The organism is Geothrix sp., assembly GCF_049292215.1.
In the GTDB taxonomy this organism is placed as follows: domain Bacteria; phylum Acidobacteriota; class Holophagae; order Holophagales; family Holophagaceae; genus Geothrix.
Genome location: NZ_JBATQW010000092.1, coordinates 1 through 13011, shown reverse-complemented (window position 1 = coordinate 13011; position 13011 = coordinate 1). Strand labels below are relative to the sequence as shown.

The window sequence follows — 13011 nt, the reverse complement described above, 5'->3', positions numbered from 1 at the left end:
GCCTTCGCCCGGGCATCCGCCTCGGGGGCGCGACGGCCCTCCAGCAGTCCCTCGATGGACAGATCCTCGTCCAGTCGCGGCCAGTGGATGCCCCTGCCGCGGCCCGTGAAACGCCAGTCCGCCAGGTCTTCGGCGGAAGCCGTTGCCAGCCGCGGAAAGAATGCCAGTGGGCAGGCCAGCTCCCGGCCGTCCTGGAGCTGAACGACCAGTCGCCCCCGCTCAAACCAGAGGTGGGTGGCGCTGGGAGGCTCAGGGTTCGCCAAGGTGCTCATGCCAGGCCTCAATGAAGCTGTCTCGATGGGTCATCACGATGGCCACCACCCGCTGGAGATCGCGAGGTGAAAAGCCGCCGGAATCCGCGATGGCGCCATCGTGCAACCAGATTTTGGCGATGGCATCGTCGCGTTCGATGTGGACATGGGGTGGCTCGCGGGGTTCATGGCTGTAGAAGAAGAACCGGAAGGGCCCCTCCCGGTGGATGGTGGGGGTCATCGGGCCTCCATGAATATTAGGCTTTTATTGGCTTGTTTCAAACCGTATTCCACCCAGCCCGGCAGGATGGCCTGATCGGGGAAGCGCTTGCGAAGGCGGGCCAGGGCGGGCTCGAGGCGCTCGAAGCGCTGCTGGAGCGGATCCTGGAAGAGGCTGCGCTCGCGGCCCAAACCCCAGGCCAGGCGCAGCTCCACCTCGCGCACGAGGAGGCGCCGGGGGGCGCCCGTCAGGAAGGCCTGCTGGAGGCGCCGGGCCAGGATCAGGGGCGGGGCCGTCAGGTCCTCCGGCAGGGCACGCCAGGCGTGGGGTTCGCCGTCCACGTCCCACCAGCGCAGCACCAGGTGGCGCGGATGGCGGGGATCGGACCAGAGCCAGTCCAGGCAGCGGGCGGCCAGGGCCACCTCCTCGGGTAGGCAGGGCGGCTGCAGCCGCCAGCCGTGGCGGGCATGGCCGGGGCGCTCCGTGAGCAGGGGCAGCTTGGGCCGGTCCTCGCCGCGGATCCGGGCCCGGAGATCGGGCGCCAGCTTGGGGTGGGTCAGCTCCGCCAGCACGGGCAGGGGCACGGGCTGCAGGTCGCCGAAGGAGCGCAGGCCCAGGCGGTGGAAGCGTTCCCGGATGCGGGGGGCCAGGTCCGGCAGGCGGCGCAGGGCCTGGGGGGCCAGGAAGGCGCTCTCGGCGCCATCGGCCACCAACTCCAGCTGATGTTCGACGTGGGCCGCCAACTGGGCGGCGGTGGCGCTCAAGGACAGGCCCCCGTGGCTGGCCCAGCCGTGCCGCTCGGTCAGCTCCCGGCGCATGCGCTCGGCGGTGTCGGCCAGGGGCCCAAAAATCCGCTGGGTGCCCTGGAGCTCCACCAGGGCCTCGCCCAGGCGCCCCAGCTGACCCTGGGGCGTCCAGTGCTGGAGGAAGTCACCCAGGCTACCCTGGGCCTCCCACCACACCTGGGGGGCCGGATCCAGCACCTTCAGGCCCGGCGCGATCCGCAGAGCCTGGTCCAGCGGCAGGCCCGGGGCCAGCCCCTCGGCGCGACCCAGGCGGTTCACGAACCAGAGGCTGGGCGAGCGGGGGCTCTCGGGGTTCAAAAAGGCCAGGGGCCGATCCCGCAGAGCTCCATCCCGCCCGCAGGCCAGCTGGAACGGCAGTTCAGGAACCCACATCGCCAGCACCAGGACCTCCAGAAGGGATCCAAGTATGGCGAAATTTTAGCGAAAATCAATTGTCGGACTTTTCTCAGGGAACGTGCCGCCCCCCCCTACTTCCCCTTGTTGCCCCCCCGCTGGTGGGCGATGGCGGTGCGGGCGGGGCGGATGCTCTGGCGTTCCGTGAGGCGCTCGATGGGGCTGGCCTCCGAGGGCTTGGCCACGGGGATGGGCCCCTTCTTGGTGGCGCTGACTGCCGCGATGGCCTTGAGGAGTGCCGGGGGAACGATGGGTTTGGCCATGCCTCATTCTAGGGTCTGCCATGAAGGCTCGCCGCGAACGGATCCACCGAACCTTTCCGGTCCCCCTGCGTTCATGATTCAGAGGCCCCCTGCCCCGGAGCATGAAACCCGAATGGAACTCCCCCAGCTGCTGGACCTGGTTCGACGCGGCGACGAGCTGGCCTGGGAGGCCTTCGTCCGGCGGTTCCAGTCCCGCGTGTTCGGGCTGGCCTACCACTACACCGCCCACGCGGAGGATGCGCGCGACCTGGCCCAGGAGGTCTTCATCCGCATCTACCAGAACCTCGCCCAGGTGCCCGGCGAGGCGGGCTGTCTGCCCTGGATCATCCGCATCACCCGCAATGCCTGCATCGACCACCTGCGGCGGCGGAAGGCCCGCCCGCCGCTCTGGGACCTGCCCGCCGACGAGCTGTTCGACCTGCGGTCCACGGACCGGAACCCCGAGGAGGCCCACCTGGAGGCGGTCCGGAAGACCCTGGTGCACCGCGCCCTCCAGCAGCTCACCGACCTCAACCGGGAGATCATCCTGCTTAAGGAGATCCAGGGCCTGGGGCTGGATGAGATCGCCGCCATCCTGGAGGTGCCGGTGGGCACGGTGAAGTCCCGCTCGCACCGCGCCCGCCTGGAACTGGCCCAGAAGCTGGTGGCCGTGGGCATGGGGGCCTGACCATGGTTGAGCCCCCCATGCAGCCCCTGTCCCCCGACCCCAAGGTCGTGCCCCTGGATCCCGGGGCCTCCCCGGAGCTGACCCGGGCCATCCTGGCCCGCACCTCCGGGGATCCCTGCCATCGCCTGCAGGGCCTAGCCTGTGACTTCGTGGATGGCACCCTGGAGGCCGAGCAGGCCAGCCTAGTCCGCCTCCACCTCGGGCACTGCGGGGCCTGTGCCGCCCTGGTGGAAGCGCTGGCCAGCCTGCAGACCGACCTGCCCGCCCTGGCCCAGGTGGATCCGGGTCCCTGGTTCACCCAGGCGGTGCTGCGGGCCACCCGGCACCAGCCCATCCGGCGGAGCGCCGACCTGCGCGACCTCTGGTGGCGCCTCATGCACCGCCCCCGCATCGCCCTGGAGGCAGCCTACCTGGGCGCGGCCGCGGGCCTGATGGGGGTCTACCTACCCCTGCCCGCCCCCCAGGTACCGGCCCTGGTGCAGCCCCTCGGCGACTCCGCCCTGAGGGTGGCAGGCCAGGTGGCCCAGGCGGAGCGCCGCACGTCCGCTTCGCTGCAGCGGAGCCTCCGCTCCATCGTCAGCCCCCGGCCGGCACCGCTACCGAGGGGGAGCCTCTGGCAGCGGCTGTCCTCCTGGGCCAGGACCCGGCTTCAGGCCTTCCGGAAAGCCCCGGCACCCCCGCCCAGCCCGGAAGCCCAAAAGCCCCCTTCGGCGAACCCTTGAGGGCAGGGCTGCGTCTTTCCCCCTAGGCGCCTGAATCCACGAATCCCACCCCACACCTGGAGCGATGCATGACCCCCCACCCGGACCTTGAAGCCACCCCCGAAGCGATGCCGAAACCCGCGCCCTACCTGCTGCCGCCGGGGGCCCGTCCCGACTACTACCGGGATCCGCGTGCCAAATCCCCCGTTCTGACCACCGTGCTGTCCCTCATGCCGGGCCTGGGCCAGGCGTACCTGGGCTACACCCAGCTGGGCTTCATCCACGCCGCGGTCTTCGCGTCCCTCATCGCCCTCATGAGCAGCAACCAGCTGGGGCGCCTGGAGCCCTTCGTGGGCATCTCCATGGCGTTCTTCTTCCTCTACAACCTGGTGGATGCCCACCGCCGGGCTCTCCTGCTGAACGAGAGCCTGGCGCAGCTGGAAAGACTGCCCCTGCCGGACGGCTTCGGCACGGTGTCCCTGGGTGGCCGTCTGGCCCTGGGGGTGGGCCTCATCCTGGTCGGCCTGCTCACCCTGCTCAACCTCCGCTTCGGGCTCTCCCTGGTCTGGCTGGAGCGCTGGTGGCCGGCGGGGCTGGTGCTGCTGGGGATCTACCTGGTGGTCCGGGCCCTCAGGGATCGCGCCGCCAGCCAGACGGAAACGGAAGGCTGAATGGGAGGGCCTCCAGAGGTCCGCCACGTCCAACCAGCCCATCCATCCCAACGCCGTCTTCGCCACCCTCGGCCGCCACATGATGGTGGACGGGTTCCACCTCCATCAAGGGCAGGATGAGAAACGCAGGAGTTCAACCCCAAGCAAGGCGGATTCGCTCCTGTCTTTGTCCACCCTCACCCGCCCCCTTCCCTCCCGGTATCTCCGTTCGACCTCAGGAATGGACCAGCGCTCCCGGGTGGCTGGGCCGGTGGCAAGGAGTTCCTCAGGTGAGCTCAGCTCCAGCCTGTAGTCGGGCCAATCCAATTCGGTGGACGCATTGAACCAGCGCTCCAGCCCCCGCCGTTCGAAGCCACCAGTCAGCCCACCCGACCGCCCATCGAGCAGATTCAGCCCCCGGCGCGTCAGCGCGAGGACCCTGGATCCGTCCGTAGCCAAGGCCAGCGGGGCGAGATAGCCCTCGGCGAACACCCACAGGGGCCTCCAGTCCGTGGTGCCGAGCATGCAGAAGCCCCGGATGGGATCTCCAAGCAGGACGCGGTCGCCCGCAGCGGTGAAGTGGACCTCGCAGGGATTCCACCCCCCTGGCTTGATGGTGGCCATGGGAGGTGGGGGCCGGACGGTGGCGGCCAGCCGACCCTCCCGCGCATCCCAAATCCTCGCGACTCCCGCCCACCAAGTGACGATCCAGCGTCCATCCGGACTGATGGCCAGCGCATGCTGGTTCCTCTCCCAATTAGCCCACTGTGGCGGCTCCCAGGCCGGAAGCAGCACCCGCACTTCTAGGGTTGCGAGGTCCTGCTCAAGCAGCTCACCGGGCGCCTCGAGGGTATACCGATGCCCCCCGAAAATGGCCATCACGCGCTTGTTTTCGGAGGGAGACAATGAAATCCGGCGGTCTGGACGATCGCAGCTGACGTGTTGAACGGAGACAACCCGATCTCCATCGAACTGGACGAGCACACGGTGGACCCCGGAGCCAAAGGACCATCCGTAGGCGGGGTAGAAGCCCACGGCAAGGCTTCCCCGGTTCACAGCCCAGTCCCAGGCATAAACCGTGGCCAGTTCCAGGATGTTCGGCCTCCCGAGTTTTCTTCGAATGGAGGCCCGGGTATCCACACCCGGCTGGATGGAGAGAACATCCTCCCGGGCAGCCGTGTGCGTCACTGGAGGCACATAGATGCACCCCACAAGGAGACAGATTTGCAAAATCGCCACCGCCAACAAATGCCGACCCGACTGGTTCGAAGGCATCTCTCTATCCCCCAAAGGAACGACGCCATTTAGATCCCGAAATCCACCGAGCGGGCGCAGCCCTCCGGGGCAGGGAGATCTCGCCGCGAGAGGAAGAGACCTGTCTCGCCTGAAAGCATCGCGGGCCATGAGATCCAGTTGAAGGCTGGGCGTGCTCTTGGCCTCTTTCACTCTCACCAAAATGGTGATTCCACGGAAATGACGGCCACCATCGCATGCAGCCACCCCTGCTCGGAGAAAGATGCGCCCAGTATCCGCGCCTCCTGCTTTCGTCACAAGGAATAGGGCATCTGCGAATAACAGACTTCAATCCATCCCTATGCGCGCAGGCTCCACTCGCGGGTTAACGCAAATTGCGCATTGATTTGCGCACTGAGGCCTGAAGACTCAGGACTGCAAACCGCCCTACATCTGAAACCGGTGAGTGCACTCCACCCAGCTCTCGCTGCCGTCCCGGTATTTCTCCCGTTTCCAGATGGGCACGCGTTGCTTGATCTCGTCCATGATCCAGGCGGCGGCCTGGAAGCTCTCCGCGCGGTGGGCGCTGCTGGTGGCCACGATGACGGCGGCCTCGGTGAGGGGCACCACGCCGATGCGGTGGTGGACGGCGCAGCGGGTGAGGCCGTAGCGCTCGATGGCCTTCGCGCGCAGCAGGCCCAGCTCCTTCTCGGCCATGGGGGCGTAGGCCTCGTAGGCCAGCTCCAGCACGGCGCGGCCCTCGTGGTGATCCCGGGCCCGGCCCTCGAAGAGGACCAGGGCCCCGGCGTGGGGATCTTCCATGACAGTTCGTAAAGCCATCGCGTCCAGAGGCGCTTCCTGAACCGCTATCCAGGGAATCATGCGTGTCTCCGCTTCAGGCCCAAACATACACTGAACTGTTTCCAGAGGTCCGCCATGTCCAGCCAGCCCATCCACCCCAATGCGGTGTTCGACACCCTCGGCCGGCACATGCTCGTGGACGGCTTCCACCTGGTGATGGACCTGGAGAAGTCCCACGGCTCCTGGATCGTGGATGCCCGGGATGGCCGCAAATACTTGGATTTCTATACCTTCTTCGCCACCACGCCCCTGGGGCACAACCACCCACGCCTGCGGGAGGCGGCCTTCGTCCAGCAGCTGGGCGAGATCGCGGTCAACAAGCCGGCCAACTCGGACATCTACACCACGGCCTTCGCGGAGTGGGTGGAGGCCTTCGGCACCCACGCGGCGCCGGACTACCTGCCCCACTTGTTCTGGATCGACGGCGGATCGCTGGCGGTGGAGAACGCCCTGAAGGCGGCCTTCGACTGGAAGGTGCGCAAGAACCTGGCAGCGGGCAAGGGCGAGAAGGGCACGCAGGTGATCCACTTCCGTGAGGCCTTCCACGGCCGCAGTGGCTACACCCTGAGCCTCACGAACACCGCCGATCCCCGCAAGCACCAGTATTTCCCCAAGTTCCCCTGGCCCCGGGTCCCGAACCCCAAGCTGACCTTCCCCATGGACTTGGCGAAGATCGAAGTGGCTGAAGCCGAAGCCGTGGCCGCCATCGAAGCGGCCGTGGCCCAGAACCCCGACGACATCGCCTGCCTCATCGTGGAGCCCATCCAGGGCGAGGGCGGCGACAACCACTTCCGCGGCGAGTTCCTGCGGAAGCTGCGCGTCCTGGCAGACCGTCATGACTTCCTGCTGATCTTCGACGAAGTGCAAACGGGCTTCGGCGCCACCGGCAAGTGGTGGGCGCACCAGTGGTTCGACGTGCAGCCCGACATCATCGCCTTCGGCAAGAAGACCCAGACCTGCGGCATCGCCGCGGGCCGGCGCCTCGACGAGGTGGACTGCGTCTTCAAGGTGCCCAGCCGCATCAACAGCACCTGGGGCGGCAACCTGGTGGACATGGTGCGCGGCACGCGCATCATCGACGTCATCCGTGAGGAGAACCTGCTCGATCACGGCGTGACCCAGGGCGAGCGCCTGCTGAAGGGACTGCAGGAGATCCACCGCGACTTCCCCGAGCTCACGTCCAATCCCCGCGGCCGCGGCCTCTTTTGCGCCCTGGACATCGCCAGCCCGGAACAGCGCAACGCCGTGGTGGCCAAGGGGCACGACCTCGGCATGATGATCCTGTCCACCGGCGTGCAGGGCCTGCGCTTCCGTCCAGCCATGAACCTCACCACGGAGGATCTGGACCTGGGTGTGGAGCTGCTGCGCAAGGCCGTGGCTCAGGTGGCGGCCACATCGCCTACCCTGGTGGGATGAAGATCGAGCTCTACTGCGACGGCGCGTGCTTGGGGAATCCCGGTCCGGGTGGCTGGGGCTACTTGCTGCGCGTGCACCTAGCCACGGGCATCCAGGAGAAGGAAGGCTCGGGCCCCGAGGCCGACACCACCAACAACCGCATGGAGCTGATGGCCGCCATCAAGGGCCTGGAGGCCCTTACGAAGCCCTGCCAAGTGCTGCTGCACAGCGACAGCCAGTACGTGGTGAAGGGCATCACGTCCTGGCTGAAGGCTTGGAAACGGCGGGGCTGGAAGAAGGCGGACGGCAAGCCCGTGCTGAACGCGGACCTCTGGCAGGCCCTGGACGCGCAGCTGGTGCGACACCAGGTGGAAGCCCGCTGGGTGAAGGGCCACGCGGGCCATGCGGAGAACGAGCGCGTGGACCGACTGGCGAACGATGCGGCCCAGCAGGCATGAACGGGGCCCCTGGGGCTGAAAGCGGCGCGGATCAGCGCCGCTTCTGGAACTTGTAGACGATCTCGGAAGTCCAGCCCTTGACCGGCTTGCCGTCGCGGGTCGCCGGGCTGTAGACGGATTTGTTGGCGGCATCGATGGCGGCCTCGTCAAAACCGAATGCGCCCGACACGCCTTCGACCACGGAAACCTTCAGGGGCTGCCCCTGTTCGCCCACGAAGATCTTCAATTTCACATACCGATCCTCGTTGGCTTTGCCCATCTGAACGGCGCGCAACGGGAAGACTGGAGCGGCCTGCGAGACCATGCGGGCAGGTTCATTGACAGGCGCCGCGGCCTGGACCGACGGGGTGGTCGCGGGCGTGGGGACGGATGGCTTCGGCGCCTCCTGCATGGGCTGGGGCTTGGGGATCTCGGGGGCAGGCGGAGGCGGGAGGGCAGGCTTGGATTCCGCGGCCTTCTTCTGCTCGGCCAGCTTGAGCTCGTTCTGCTTCTGCTCGGCGAGCCGCTGCTCCGCGGCCTTCTGCTGCCGCTCCAGCTCCAGCTTGCGGTCCTGGGCCTCCTCCAGCTGCTTCTGGATCCGGGCCTTGTCCTCTACGGACCGGGTCTCCGTCAGCTGCTTCTGCAGCTGGACGGTCTTGTCGGCCTCAGCCTTGGCCTTGGCGTCAAGATCGGACTTCTGCTGCTCGATCTGCACCTTCAGCAGCTGCAATTCGGCCAGCTGCTTCTGCATGGCCGGATCCACCTTCGTGCGCCCGAAGAAGATGTAGCCCAGGCCGAGGATCACCACAGCCGCAAGCCCGCCGCCAATGAGCAGGGTGGAGTTCTTCTGGCTGACCTTCGCCTCGTCATGGCCGTCGATGTGCTCGACGCGGGTGGCGCCGCTCCGCAGGGTCTCGCCGGCGGCGGTGTAGGCGAGGTAGTTGTCAGCCTTCTCCGCCTTCATGGCTGTGGCGTCCCGGTCGTTCTCCTCCCTGAACAGGGTGTGCATGAAGAAGGCCATGTTGAAGGTGGTCGGGCTGTACTCACCGTCATAGAGGACCCGCTCCAGCTCTGTGCTGAAGGCCTCCGCGGTGGCGAAGGGCTGGCGCCCCAGCAGCAGCCTTCCGAGGAAGGCGCGGATCTCCGCCGGCAGGGGAGCATCCTCCTGGGCCGCCTTGAGGGTGGCCTGGTCCAGCGTGGCCTGGAGGTCGCCGCCGACGGGCAGGCGCTCGAAGGTCAGCAACTCGTAGAGCACCGCCCCCAGTGCGAAGAGGTCCTGCTGCAGCGCATCGTTCTCTGGCCCCTGCAGGTAGGCGCTGAGCTTGTGCTTGGCGGCCGGGGCCTTGGCCAGCAGGCTGCGGGTGAGGGCGGCATAAGGCGCATCCACGAGCTGGGTCGCGCCCTCGAAGCTCACCCACACGCTGTGGGGACTGAGGATGCCATGGCTGACACCCTTGGCCTGCATCTGCACGATGCCCTGGGCCACGCCCTGGATCACGGTCAGGGCGTGATCGACACCGAAGGGGATCTGCTCCTGCCTGGCCTTGTCGATGAGCTGGGCCAGACTCCGCCCCGGCACGTAGTCCCAGGCGACATGGGGGGACTTGCCGCTCTCGATCCGGTAACCCAACCCGAAGATCCTGGCACCCCCCAGAAGGGGCACCACCCGACCGGCCTCCGCCAGGCGATTGTTCATGCCCGCCTGGAACAGCTCCTCCGAGAAGGTACGGACCAGAACATGGCGGTCGAAGCCGTTGCCCGTGATCACGACCGCGCGGTGGATGGCGCCGCAAGGATCGTTGGCCAGATCAGAAGCCAGCAGGTAGGACCCGAGGCGGGTGTAAGTACCCATGTCCATCTCCAAAGGAATGCTTGGAAAGATAGCCCGAAAGTCGGGTTTCGCCTAGGGCCCTGCCCCCCACCTGTGAGGCGATTTGTGATCAGGGTCCCGCCGGAATCTCCCACTGGTCCCCCGCCGCCCGCCAGAGCAGGATCCACAGGTTGGCGGTGGCATGGACCCCATTGGAGAAAGCCAGCTGTAGCTGCGCGAAGGGCAGGGACAGGTCATCCCAGGGCCCGATGCGCCGGCCTGAGCCACCATCGAAGTGGTCCAGCAGACGCCGGTTCCGCTCGAGCTTGACGGCCAGCAGCCGGCGCAGGGCCGCAGTGGGCTCAAGGTTGCCCTTCACCGCCCAATAGGGCTCCTGGGTCACCAGCAAATGGACCAGGCGCTCATCCGCGTAGGCCTCGAAGCTCTCCCGGAGCGGGCTCATCCCCGCCACAGCCGAGGGGTCCGTCAGCAGCTGGACCTGGTGCGCCAGGACGCCCAGGTCGCGGACCAGCTCCTCCGGCCGGCGGCGTTCCTCACTCAGGCGCAGGATGGTGCGGAACTGCGCCTCCACCTGCTCCACCGTGGGAGGCTGGTCGTTCGCCACACCCCGGGCGCCCTCCAGCAGGGCCTGGGGGTGGGCCCGCAGCAGGACCGCCATGCGCTGCGGAACCATCCGGATGGCCTTGGCGGTCTGGGCTTCGTGGACCTTGGGGGACCAGGACCACAACGGAGCGCAGCCTAGCAACCAGGCGCAGAGCAGCGGAACCGGACGACCGAGCACTAGGACTCCCTGGCCAGGGTGGATTCCGCCTCACCCATGGGATCCATGGGGATACCGAGTGCGCGCAGGCGGTGCAGGAGGGTGGTCCGGCGCATGCCAAGACGGCGGGCCGTCTCGCTCTTGTTCCAGCCGGTGGCCTGGAGCGATTCCAGGATCAGGTGCCGCTCCAGGTCTTCCAGGAACCGTCCCAGGTCCTGGTGCTGCGGCAGCCTCGGGAAGGCCACGGAGGGCAGCACGCCGGCGATGGAAGCTGGCAGGTCTTGCAGCAGCAGGCGCTCTGGATCGGAGCCCAGCGCCATGGCCCGCTCCACGGCGTTCTCCAACTCGCGGACGTTGCCAGGCCAGCCATAGGCTTCCAGCGCCTGGAGGGCTGCGGGTTCCACCTGCTTCAGGGGCAGACCCAGCTCCTTCGAGAATTTTCGTGCGAAGTGCGCCACCAGGACGGGGATGTCCTGGGGATGCTCCCGCAGCGGATGCAGCTGGATGGGGATCACGTTCAGTCGATAGAACAGGTCTTCGCGGAACCGCTTCTGCTCCACCAGGCTGCCGAGGTCTTCGTTGGTCGCCGCCAGCAGCCGGAAGTCCGACTTCAAGGTGCGCGTGGAGCCCAGGGGTGTGAACTCCCGCTCCTGGATGACCCGCAGCAGCTTCACCTGGAGACTCATCGGCATGGTGCCGATCTCGTCGAGGAAGAGGGTGCCACCCTCGGCCTGCTGGAAGCGGCCAGGCCGGTCCGTGCGGGCATCCGTGTAGGCGCCGCGAACGTGGCCGAAGAGCTCGTCCTCGAGCAGGTTCTCCGGGATGGCGCCGCAGTGGATGGGCACGAAGGGGCCGCTCGCCCGGGGGCTCCACTGATGGATGGCCTTGGCCGCCAGTTCCTTGCCGGTCCCCGAGGGGCCGGTGATGAGAACCGTGGATGGGGAAGGCGCCACGCGCCGCAGGAGGGCCTGGAGGTTCTGCCAGGTCTCTGAGCGGCCCACCATCTGAGGACCCGGCACCTGCCCATGGATCTGTTCCCGCAGCCGCTTGTTCTCCTGGTTCAGCTGGGACTTCTCGATGGCCCGGAGCAGGGTGTGCTCCAGCTCCTCGGCCCGGAAGGGCTTGGGCACGTAGTCGTAGATGCCCATCTTCACGGCCTGGAGGGCCGTCTCCACGGAGGTGGAGCCCGACAGTACCACCACCACCGTGTCGGGCTTGGCCACAGCCTGGCGGGCCAGTTCCAGACCGCTGAGGTCCGGCAGCATGAGGTCCACCACGGCCAGGTCGAAGTGCTCGCTGCGCAGGAACTGGGCCCCGCGCAGGCCAGACCCCGTACCGACCACTTCATGGCCGTGCCGGGACAAGAGCGAACCCACCACCTCGAGGATGGTCGGATCGTCGTCCACCAGCAGGGCCCGGGCGGGGTTCATAGCCTCCAGAGTCCCCAGGCCAGCGCCCCCTGTCAAGGTTTGGACAGGCTCGCTAGGCTCTTCGGATGCTTTCCAGATCCGGCCTGTGGCAGCGCCTCTCCGGAGCCCCGCTCTGGCCGCTGGCCTGGGACCTGGCCGCCGCCTGCGCCGTGCCCTGGCTCCTGCCCGAGCGGTGGGACGGCCGGCTGACCTCGGGCTGGGTCCTGGCCGGAGCGCTGATCTGGCTGACCTCCCTTCCACTGGCCCGGACCCGCCGCTGGGCGGTGGTCCCCCTGGTCCTGGCGCTGGCGGGGTTCACGGCACTGGGCCTGGCCCGCAAGGCCCAGTGGGAGACCGCCCTGCCGACCGGCTTCCAGAGCCTGGAAGGGCGCATCTCCACCCCCTGGACCCGCCAGGGCGCGCGGCGAGGCGGCCCTCAGCGTGCGCTGGCCCGCCCTGGCCTTCGCCCTGCCGGACGCCAACATGGTCTCCGCAACCGCTTCGAGCGTCCGCATCCCGAAACGCTGGCGACCATGCGGCGTCAGGGCCTGACGCCCTGGGTGACGGGACCTGCCTGCGGTATCCGCGTCGCAGTGGTGGATGGGGGCTGGCGCATCGAGACCGGCGACGGGTCCTCGGCTTTCACGCCTCTTCGAAAAACCCTGTCGCCTTGAGACGCTCCACCAGCCGACGACTGCCTTCCGCGTGGTTGGCCGTCCACTGGGCCTGGGCCTCGGGACCCACATCGTTCACCACCACCAGGGCCGCGCCGCAGGGCACCTTCGCCAGCCGACAGGCTTCGAAAACACCGCTTAGCTCCAGGTGCTCGACCGGAGCCAGCGCGGCCAGCAGGGCCGCGCCTTCCTTCGTGCAGGTGATGGCTGGCGGCACGGCCACCGCATGGCCCGGCAGGACACCAGGAAGGGAGGCCATCCAGCGGCGCCGCTCGATGCCCGGCCGATAGGCGCCTCCACGGAGTTCCTCCAGGGAGGTGGCGATGGCCTCGGTGGCCCACAGGCACTCGAAGAGGGGCAGCCGCTGGTCGTAGCGCCCGCAGGTCCCCAGGAACACCACCGCCTCGGGCCAGCGGTCGAGCACCAGGGCCGACGTCGCCGCCGCCGCGCTGACCGCGCC

General features: G+C 68.0%; 16 protein-coding genes. 6 read left to right on the top strand and 10 right to left on the bottom strand.

Annotated elements, in window-relative coordinates; translation table 11 throughout:
• From WAS25_RS15385 to WAS25_RS15370, 4 genes are all read right to left on the bottom strand, one after another.
• Window positions 1-272: DUF2442 domain-containing protein (locus WAS25_RS15385; RefSeq protein WP_422313689.1), on the bottom strand; the 272-nt coding region annotated here is incomplete at its 3' end.
• Complete coding sequence (locus WAS25_RS15380; protein WP_422313687.1) at window positions 250-492, bottom strand: DUF4160 domain-containing protein; 243 nt, start codon at window positions 490-492, stop codon at window positions 250-252. The genes WAS25_RS15385 and WAS25_RS15380, both read right to left, overlap by 23 nt.
• Window positions 489-1649, bottom strand: a complete 1161-nt coding sequence (locus WAS25_RS15375) for a hypothetical protein (RefSeq protein WP_422313691.1) — start codon at window positions 1647-1649, stop codon at window positions 489-491. The genes WAS25_RS15380 and WAS25_RS15375 overlap by 4 nt, the downstream gene beginning before the upstream one ends.
• A 95-nt stretch (window positions 1650-1744) precedes the next feature.
• The gene (locus tag WAS25_RS15370) at window positions 1745-1933 is read right to left on the bottom strand and encodes a hypothetical protein (RefSeq protein WP_422313685.1); all 189 of its coding nucleotides are present in this window, start codon (window positions 1931-1933) and stop codon (window positions 1745-1747) included.
• 112 nt (window positions 1934-2045) lie between these two features.
• Here WAS25_RS15370 and WAS25_RS15365 point away from each other — a divergent pair, with 112 nt between their 5' ends.
• From WAS25_RS15365 to WAS25_RS15355, 3 genes are all read left to right on the top strand, one after another.
• A complete protein-coding gene (locus WAS25_RS15365) occupies window positions 2046-2600 on the top strand; it encodes an RNA polymerase sigma factor (RefSeq protein ID WP_422313683.1) in 555 nt (184 codons plus the stop codon).
• 17 nt (window positions 2601-2617) lie between these two features.
• Window positions 2618-3322, top strand: a complete 705-nt coding sequence (locus WAS25_RS15360; RefSeq protein ID WP_422313681.1) for an anti-sigma factor family protein — start codon at window positions 2618-2620, stop codon at window positions 3320-3322.
• 68 nt (window positions 3323-3390) lie between these two features.
• Window positions 3391-3972: a hypothetical protein gene (locus tag WAS25_RS15355; protein WP_422313679.1), complete on the top strand. Its 582-nt coding sequence runs from the start codon at window positions 3391-3393 to the stop codon at window positions 3970-3972.
• Between the two features lie 105 nt (window positions 3973-4077).
• Here the strand turns inward: WAS25_RS15355 and WAS25_RS15350 are convergent, their stop codons facing one another.
• Complete coding sequence (locus tag WAS25_RS15350) at window positions 4078-4830, bottom strand: hypothetical protein (protein ID WP_422313678.1); 753 nt, start codon at window positions 4828-4830, stop codon at window positions 4078-4080.
• 801 nt (window positions 4831-5631) lie between these two features.
• Window positions 5632-6066 carry a molybdenum cofactor biosynthesis protein MoaE gene (locus WAS25_RS15345; protein WP_422313676.1) on the bottom strand — a complete coding sequence of 145 codons (435 nt, stop codon included), beginning with the start codon at window positions 6064-6066 and terminating at the stop codon, window positions 5632-5634.
• A gap of 54 nt (window positions 6067-6120) precedes the next feature.
• Here WAS25_RS15345 and lat point away from each other — a divergent pair, with 54 nt between their 5' ends.
• Window positions 6121-7461 carry an L-lysine 6-transaminase gene (gene lat, locus WAS25_RS15340; protein ID WP_422313674.1) on the top strand — a complete coding sequence of 447 codons (1341 nt, stop codon included), beginning with the start codon at window positions 6121-6123 and terminating at the stop codon, window positions 7459-7461.
• The gene (gene rnhA / locus WAS25_RS15335) at window positions 7458-7898 is read left to right on the top strand and encodes a ribonuclease HI (RefSeq protein WP_422313672.1); all 441 of its coding nucleotides are present in this window, start codon (window positions 7458-7460) and stop codon (window positions 7896-7898) included. The genes lat and rnhA overlap by 4 nt, the downstream gene beginning before the upstream one ends.
• Before the next feature lie 31 nt (window positions 7899-7929).
• Here the strand turns inward: rnhA and WAS25_RS15330 are convergent, their stop codons facing one another.
• From WAS25_RS15330 to WAS25_RS15320, 3 genes are all read right to left on the bottom strand, one after another.
• Window positions 7930-9729 carry an energy transducer TonB gene (locus WAS25_RS15330; RefSeq protein WP_422313670.1) on the bottom strand — a complete coding sequence of 600 codons (1800 nt, stop codon included), beginning with the start codon at window positions 9727-9729 and terminating at the stop codon, window positions 7930-7932.
• 88 nt (window positions 9730-9817) lie between these two features.
• Window positions 9818-10489, bottom strand: a complete 672-nt coding sequence (locus WAS25_RS15325) for a hypothetical protein (RefSeq protein WP_422313668.1) — start codon at window positions 10487-10489, stop codon at window positions 9818-9820.
• Complete coding sequence (locus WAS25_RS15320; protein WP_422313666.1) at window positions 10489-11898, bottom strand: sigma-54-dependent transcriptional regulator; 1410 nt, start codon at window positions 11896-11898, stop codon at window positions 10489-10491. Before WAS25_RS15320 ends, WAS25_RS15325 begins: the two co-directional genes overlap by 1 nt.
• A 65-nt stretch (window positions 11899-11963) precedes the next feature.
• On the opposite strand from WAS25_RS15320, the gene WAS25_RS15315 reads away from it, so the two are divergent.
• Window positions 11964-12551, top strand: coding sequence for a hypothetical protein (locus tag WAS25_RS15315; protein WP_422313664.1), 588 nt, complete (start codon window positions 11964-11966; stop codon window positions 12549-12551).
• Here WAS25_RS15315 and WAS25_RS15310 read toward each other — a convergent pair.
• The coding region (locus WAS25_RS15310) for a phosphorylase (RefSeq protein WP_422313662.1) at window positions 12520-13011 on the bottom strand (492 nt) is incomplete at its 5' end. The genes WAS25_RS15315 and WAS25_RS15310 overlap by 32 nt on opposite strands.

Coding starts and splice junctions, on each gene's coding strand:
- WAS25_RS15380 (WP_422313687.1), bottom strand. CDS start 492: ATGACCCCCACCATCCACCGGGAGGGGCCCTTCCGGTTCTTCTTCTAC.
- WAS25_RS15330 (WP_422313670.1), bottom strand. CDS start 9,729: ATGGGTACTTACACCCGCCTCGGGTCCTACCTGCTGGCTTCTGATCTG.
- WAS25_RS15350 (WP_422313678.1), bottom strand. CDS start 4,830: ATGGCCATTTTCGGGGGGCATCGGTATACCCTCGAGGCGCCCGGTGAG.
- WAS25_RS15320 (WP_422313666.1), bottom strand. CDS start 11,898: ATGAACCCCGCCCGGGCCCTGCTGGTGGACGACGATCCGACCATCCTC.
- WAS25_RS15315 (WP_422313664.1), top strand. CDS start 11,964: ATGCTTTCCAGATCCGGCCTGTGGCAGCGCCTCTCCGGAGCCCCGCTC.
- WAS25_RS15360 (WP_422313681.1), top strand. CDS start 2,618: ATGCAGCCCCTGTCCCCCGACCCCAAGGTCGTGCCCCTGGATCCCGGG.
- WAS25_RS15355 (WP_422313679.1), top strand. CDS start 3,391: ATGACCCCCCACCCGGACCTTGAAGCCACCCCCGAAGCGATGCCGAAA.
- rnhA (WP_422313672.1), top strand. CDS start 7,458: ATGAAGATCGAGCTCTACTGCGACGGCGCGTGCTTGGGGAATCCCGGT.
- WAS25_RS15375 (WP_422313691.1), bottom strand. CDS start 1,649: ATGTGGGTTCCTGAACTGCCGTTCCAGCTGGCCTGCGGGCGGGATGGA.
- lat (WP_422313674.1), top strand. CDS start 6,121: ATGTCCAGCCAGCCCATCCACCCCAATGCGGTGTTCGACACCCTCGGC.
- WAS25_RS15365 (WP_422313683.1), top strand. CDS start 2,046: ATGGAACTCCCCCAGCTGCTGGACCTGGTTCGACGCGGCGACGAGCTG.
- WAS25_RS15370 (WP_422313685.1), bottom strand. CDS start 1,933: ATGGCCAAACCCATCGTTCCCCCGGCACTCCTCAAGGCCATCGCGGCA.
- WAS25_RS15345 (WP_422313676.1), bottom strand. CDS start 6,066: ATGATTCCCTGGATAGCGGTTCAGGAAGCGCCTCTGGACGCGATGGCT.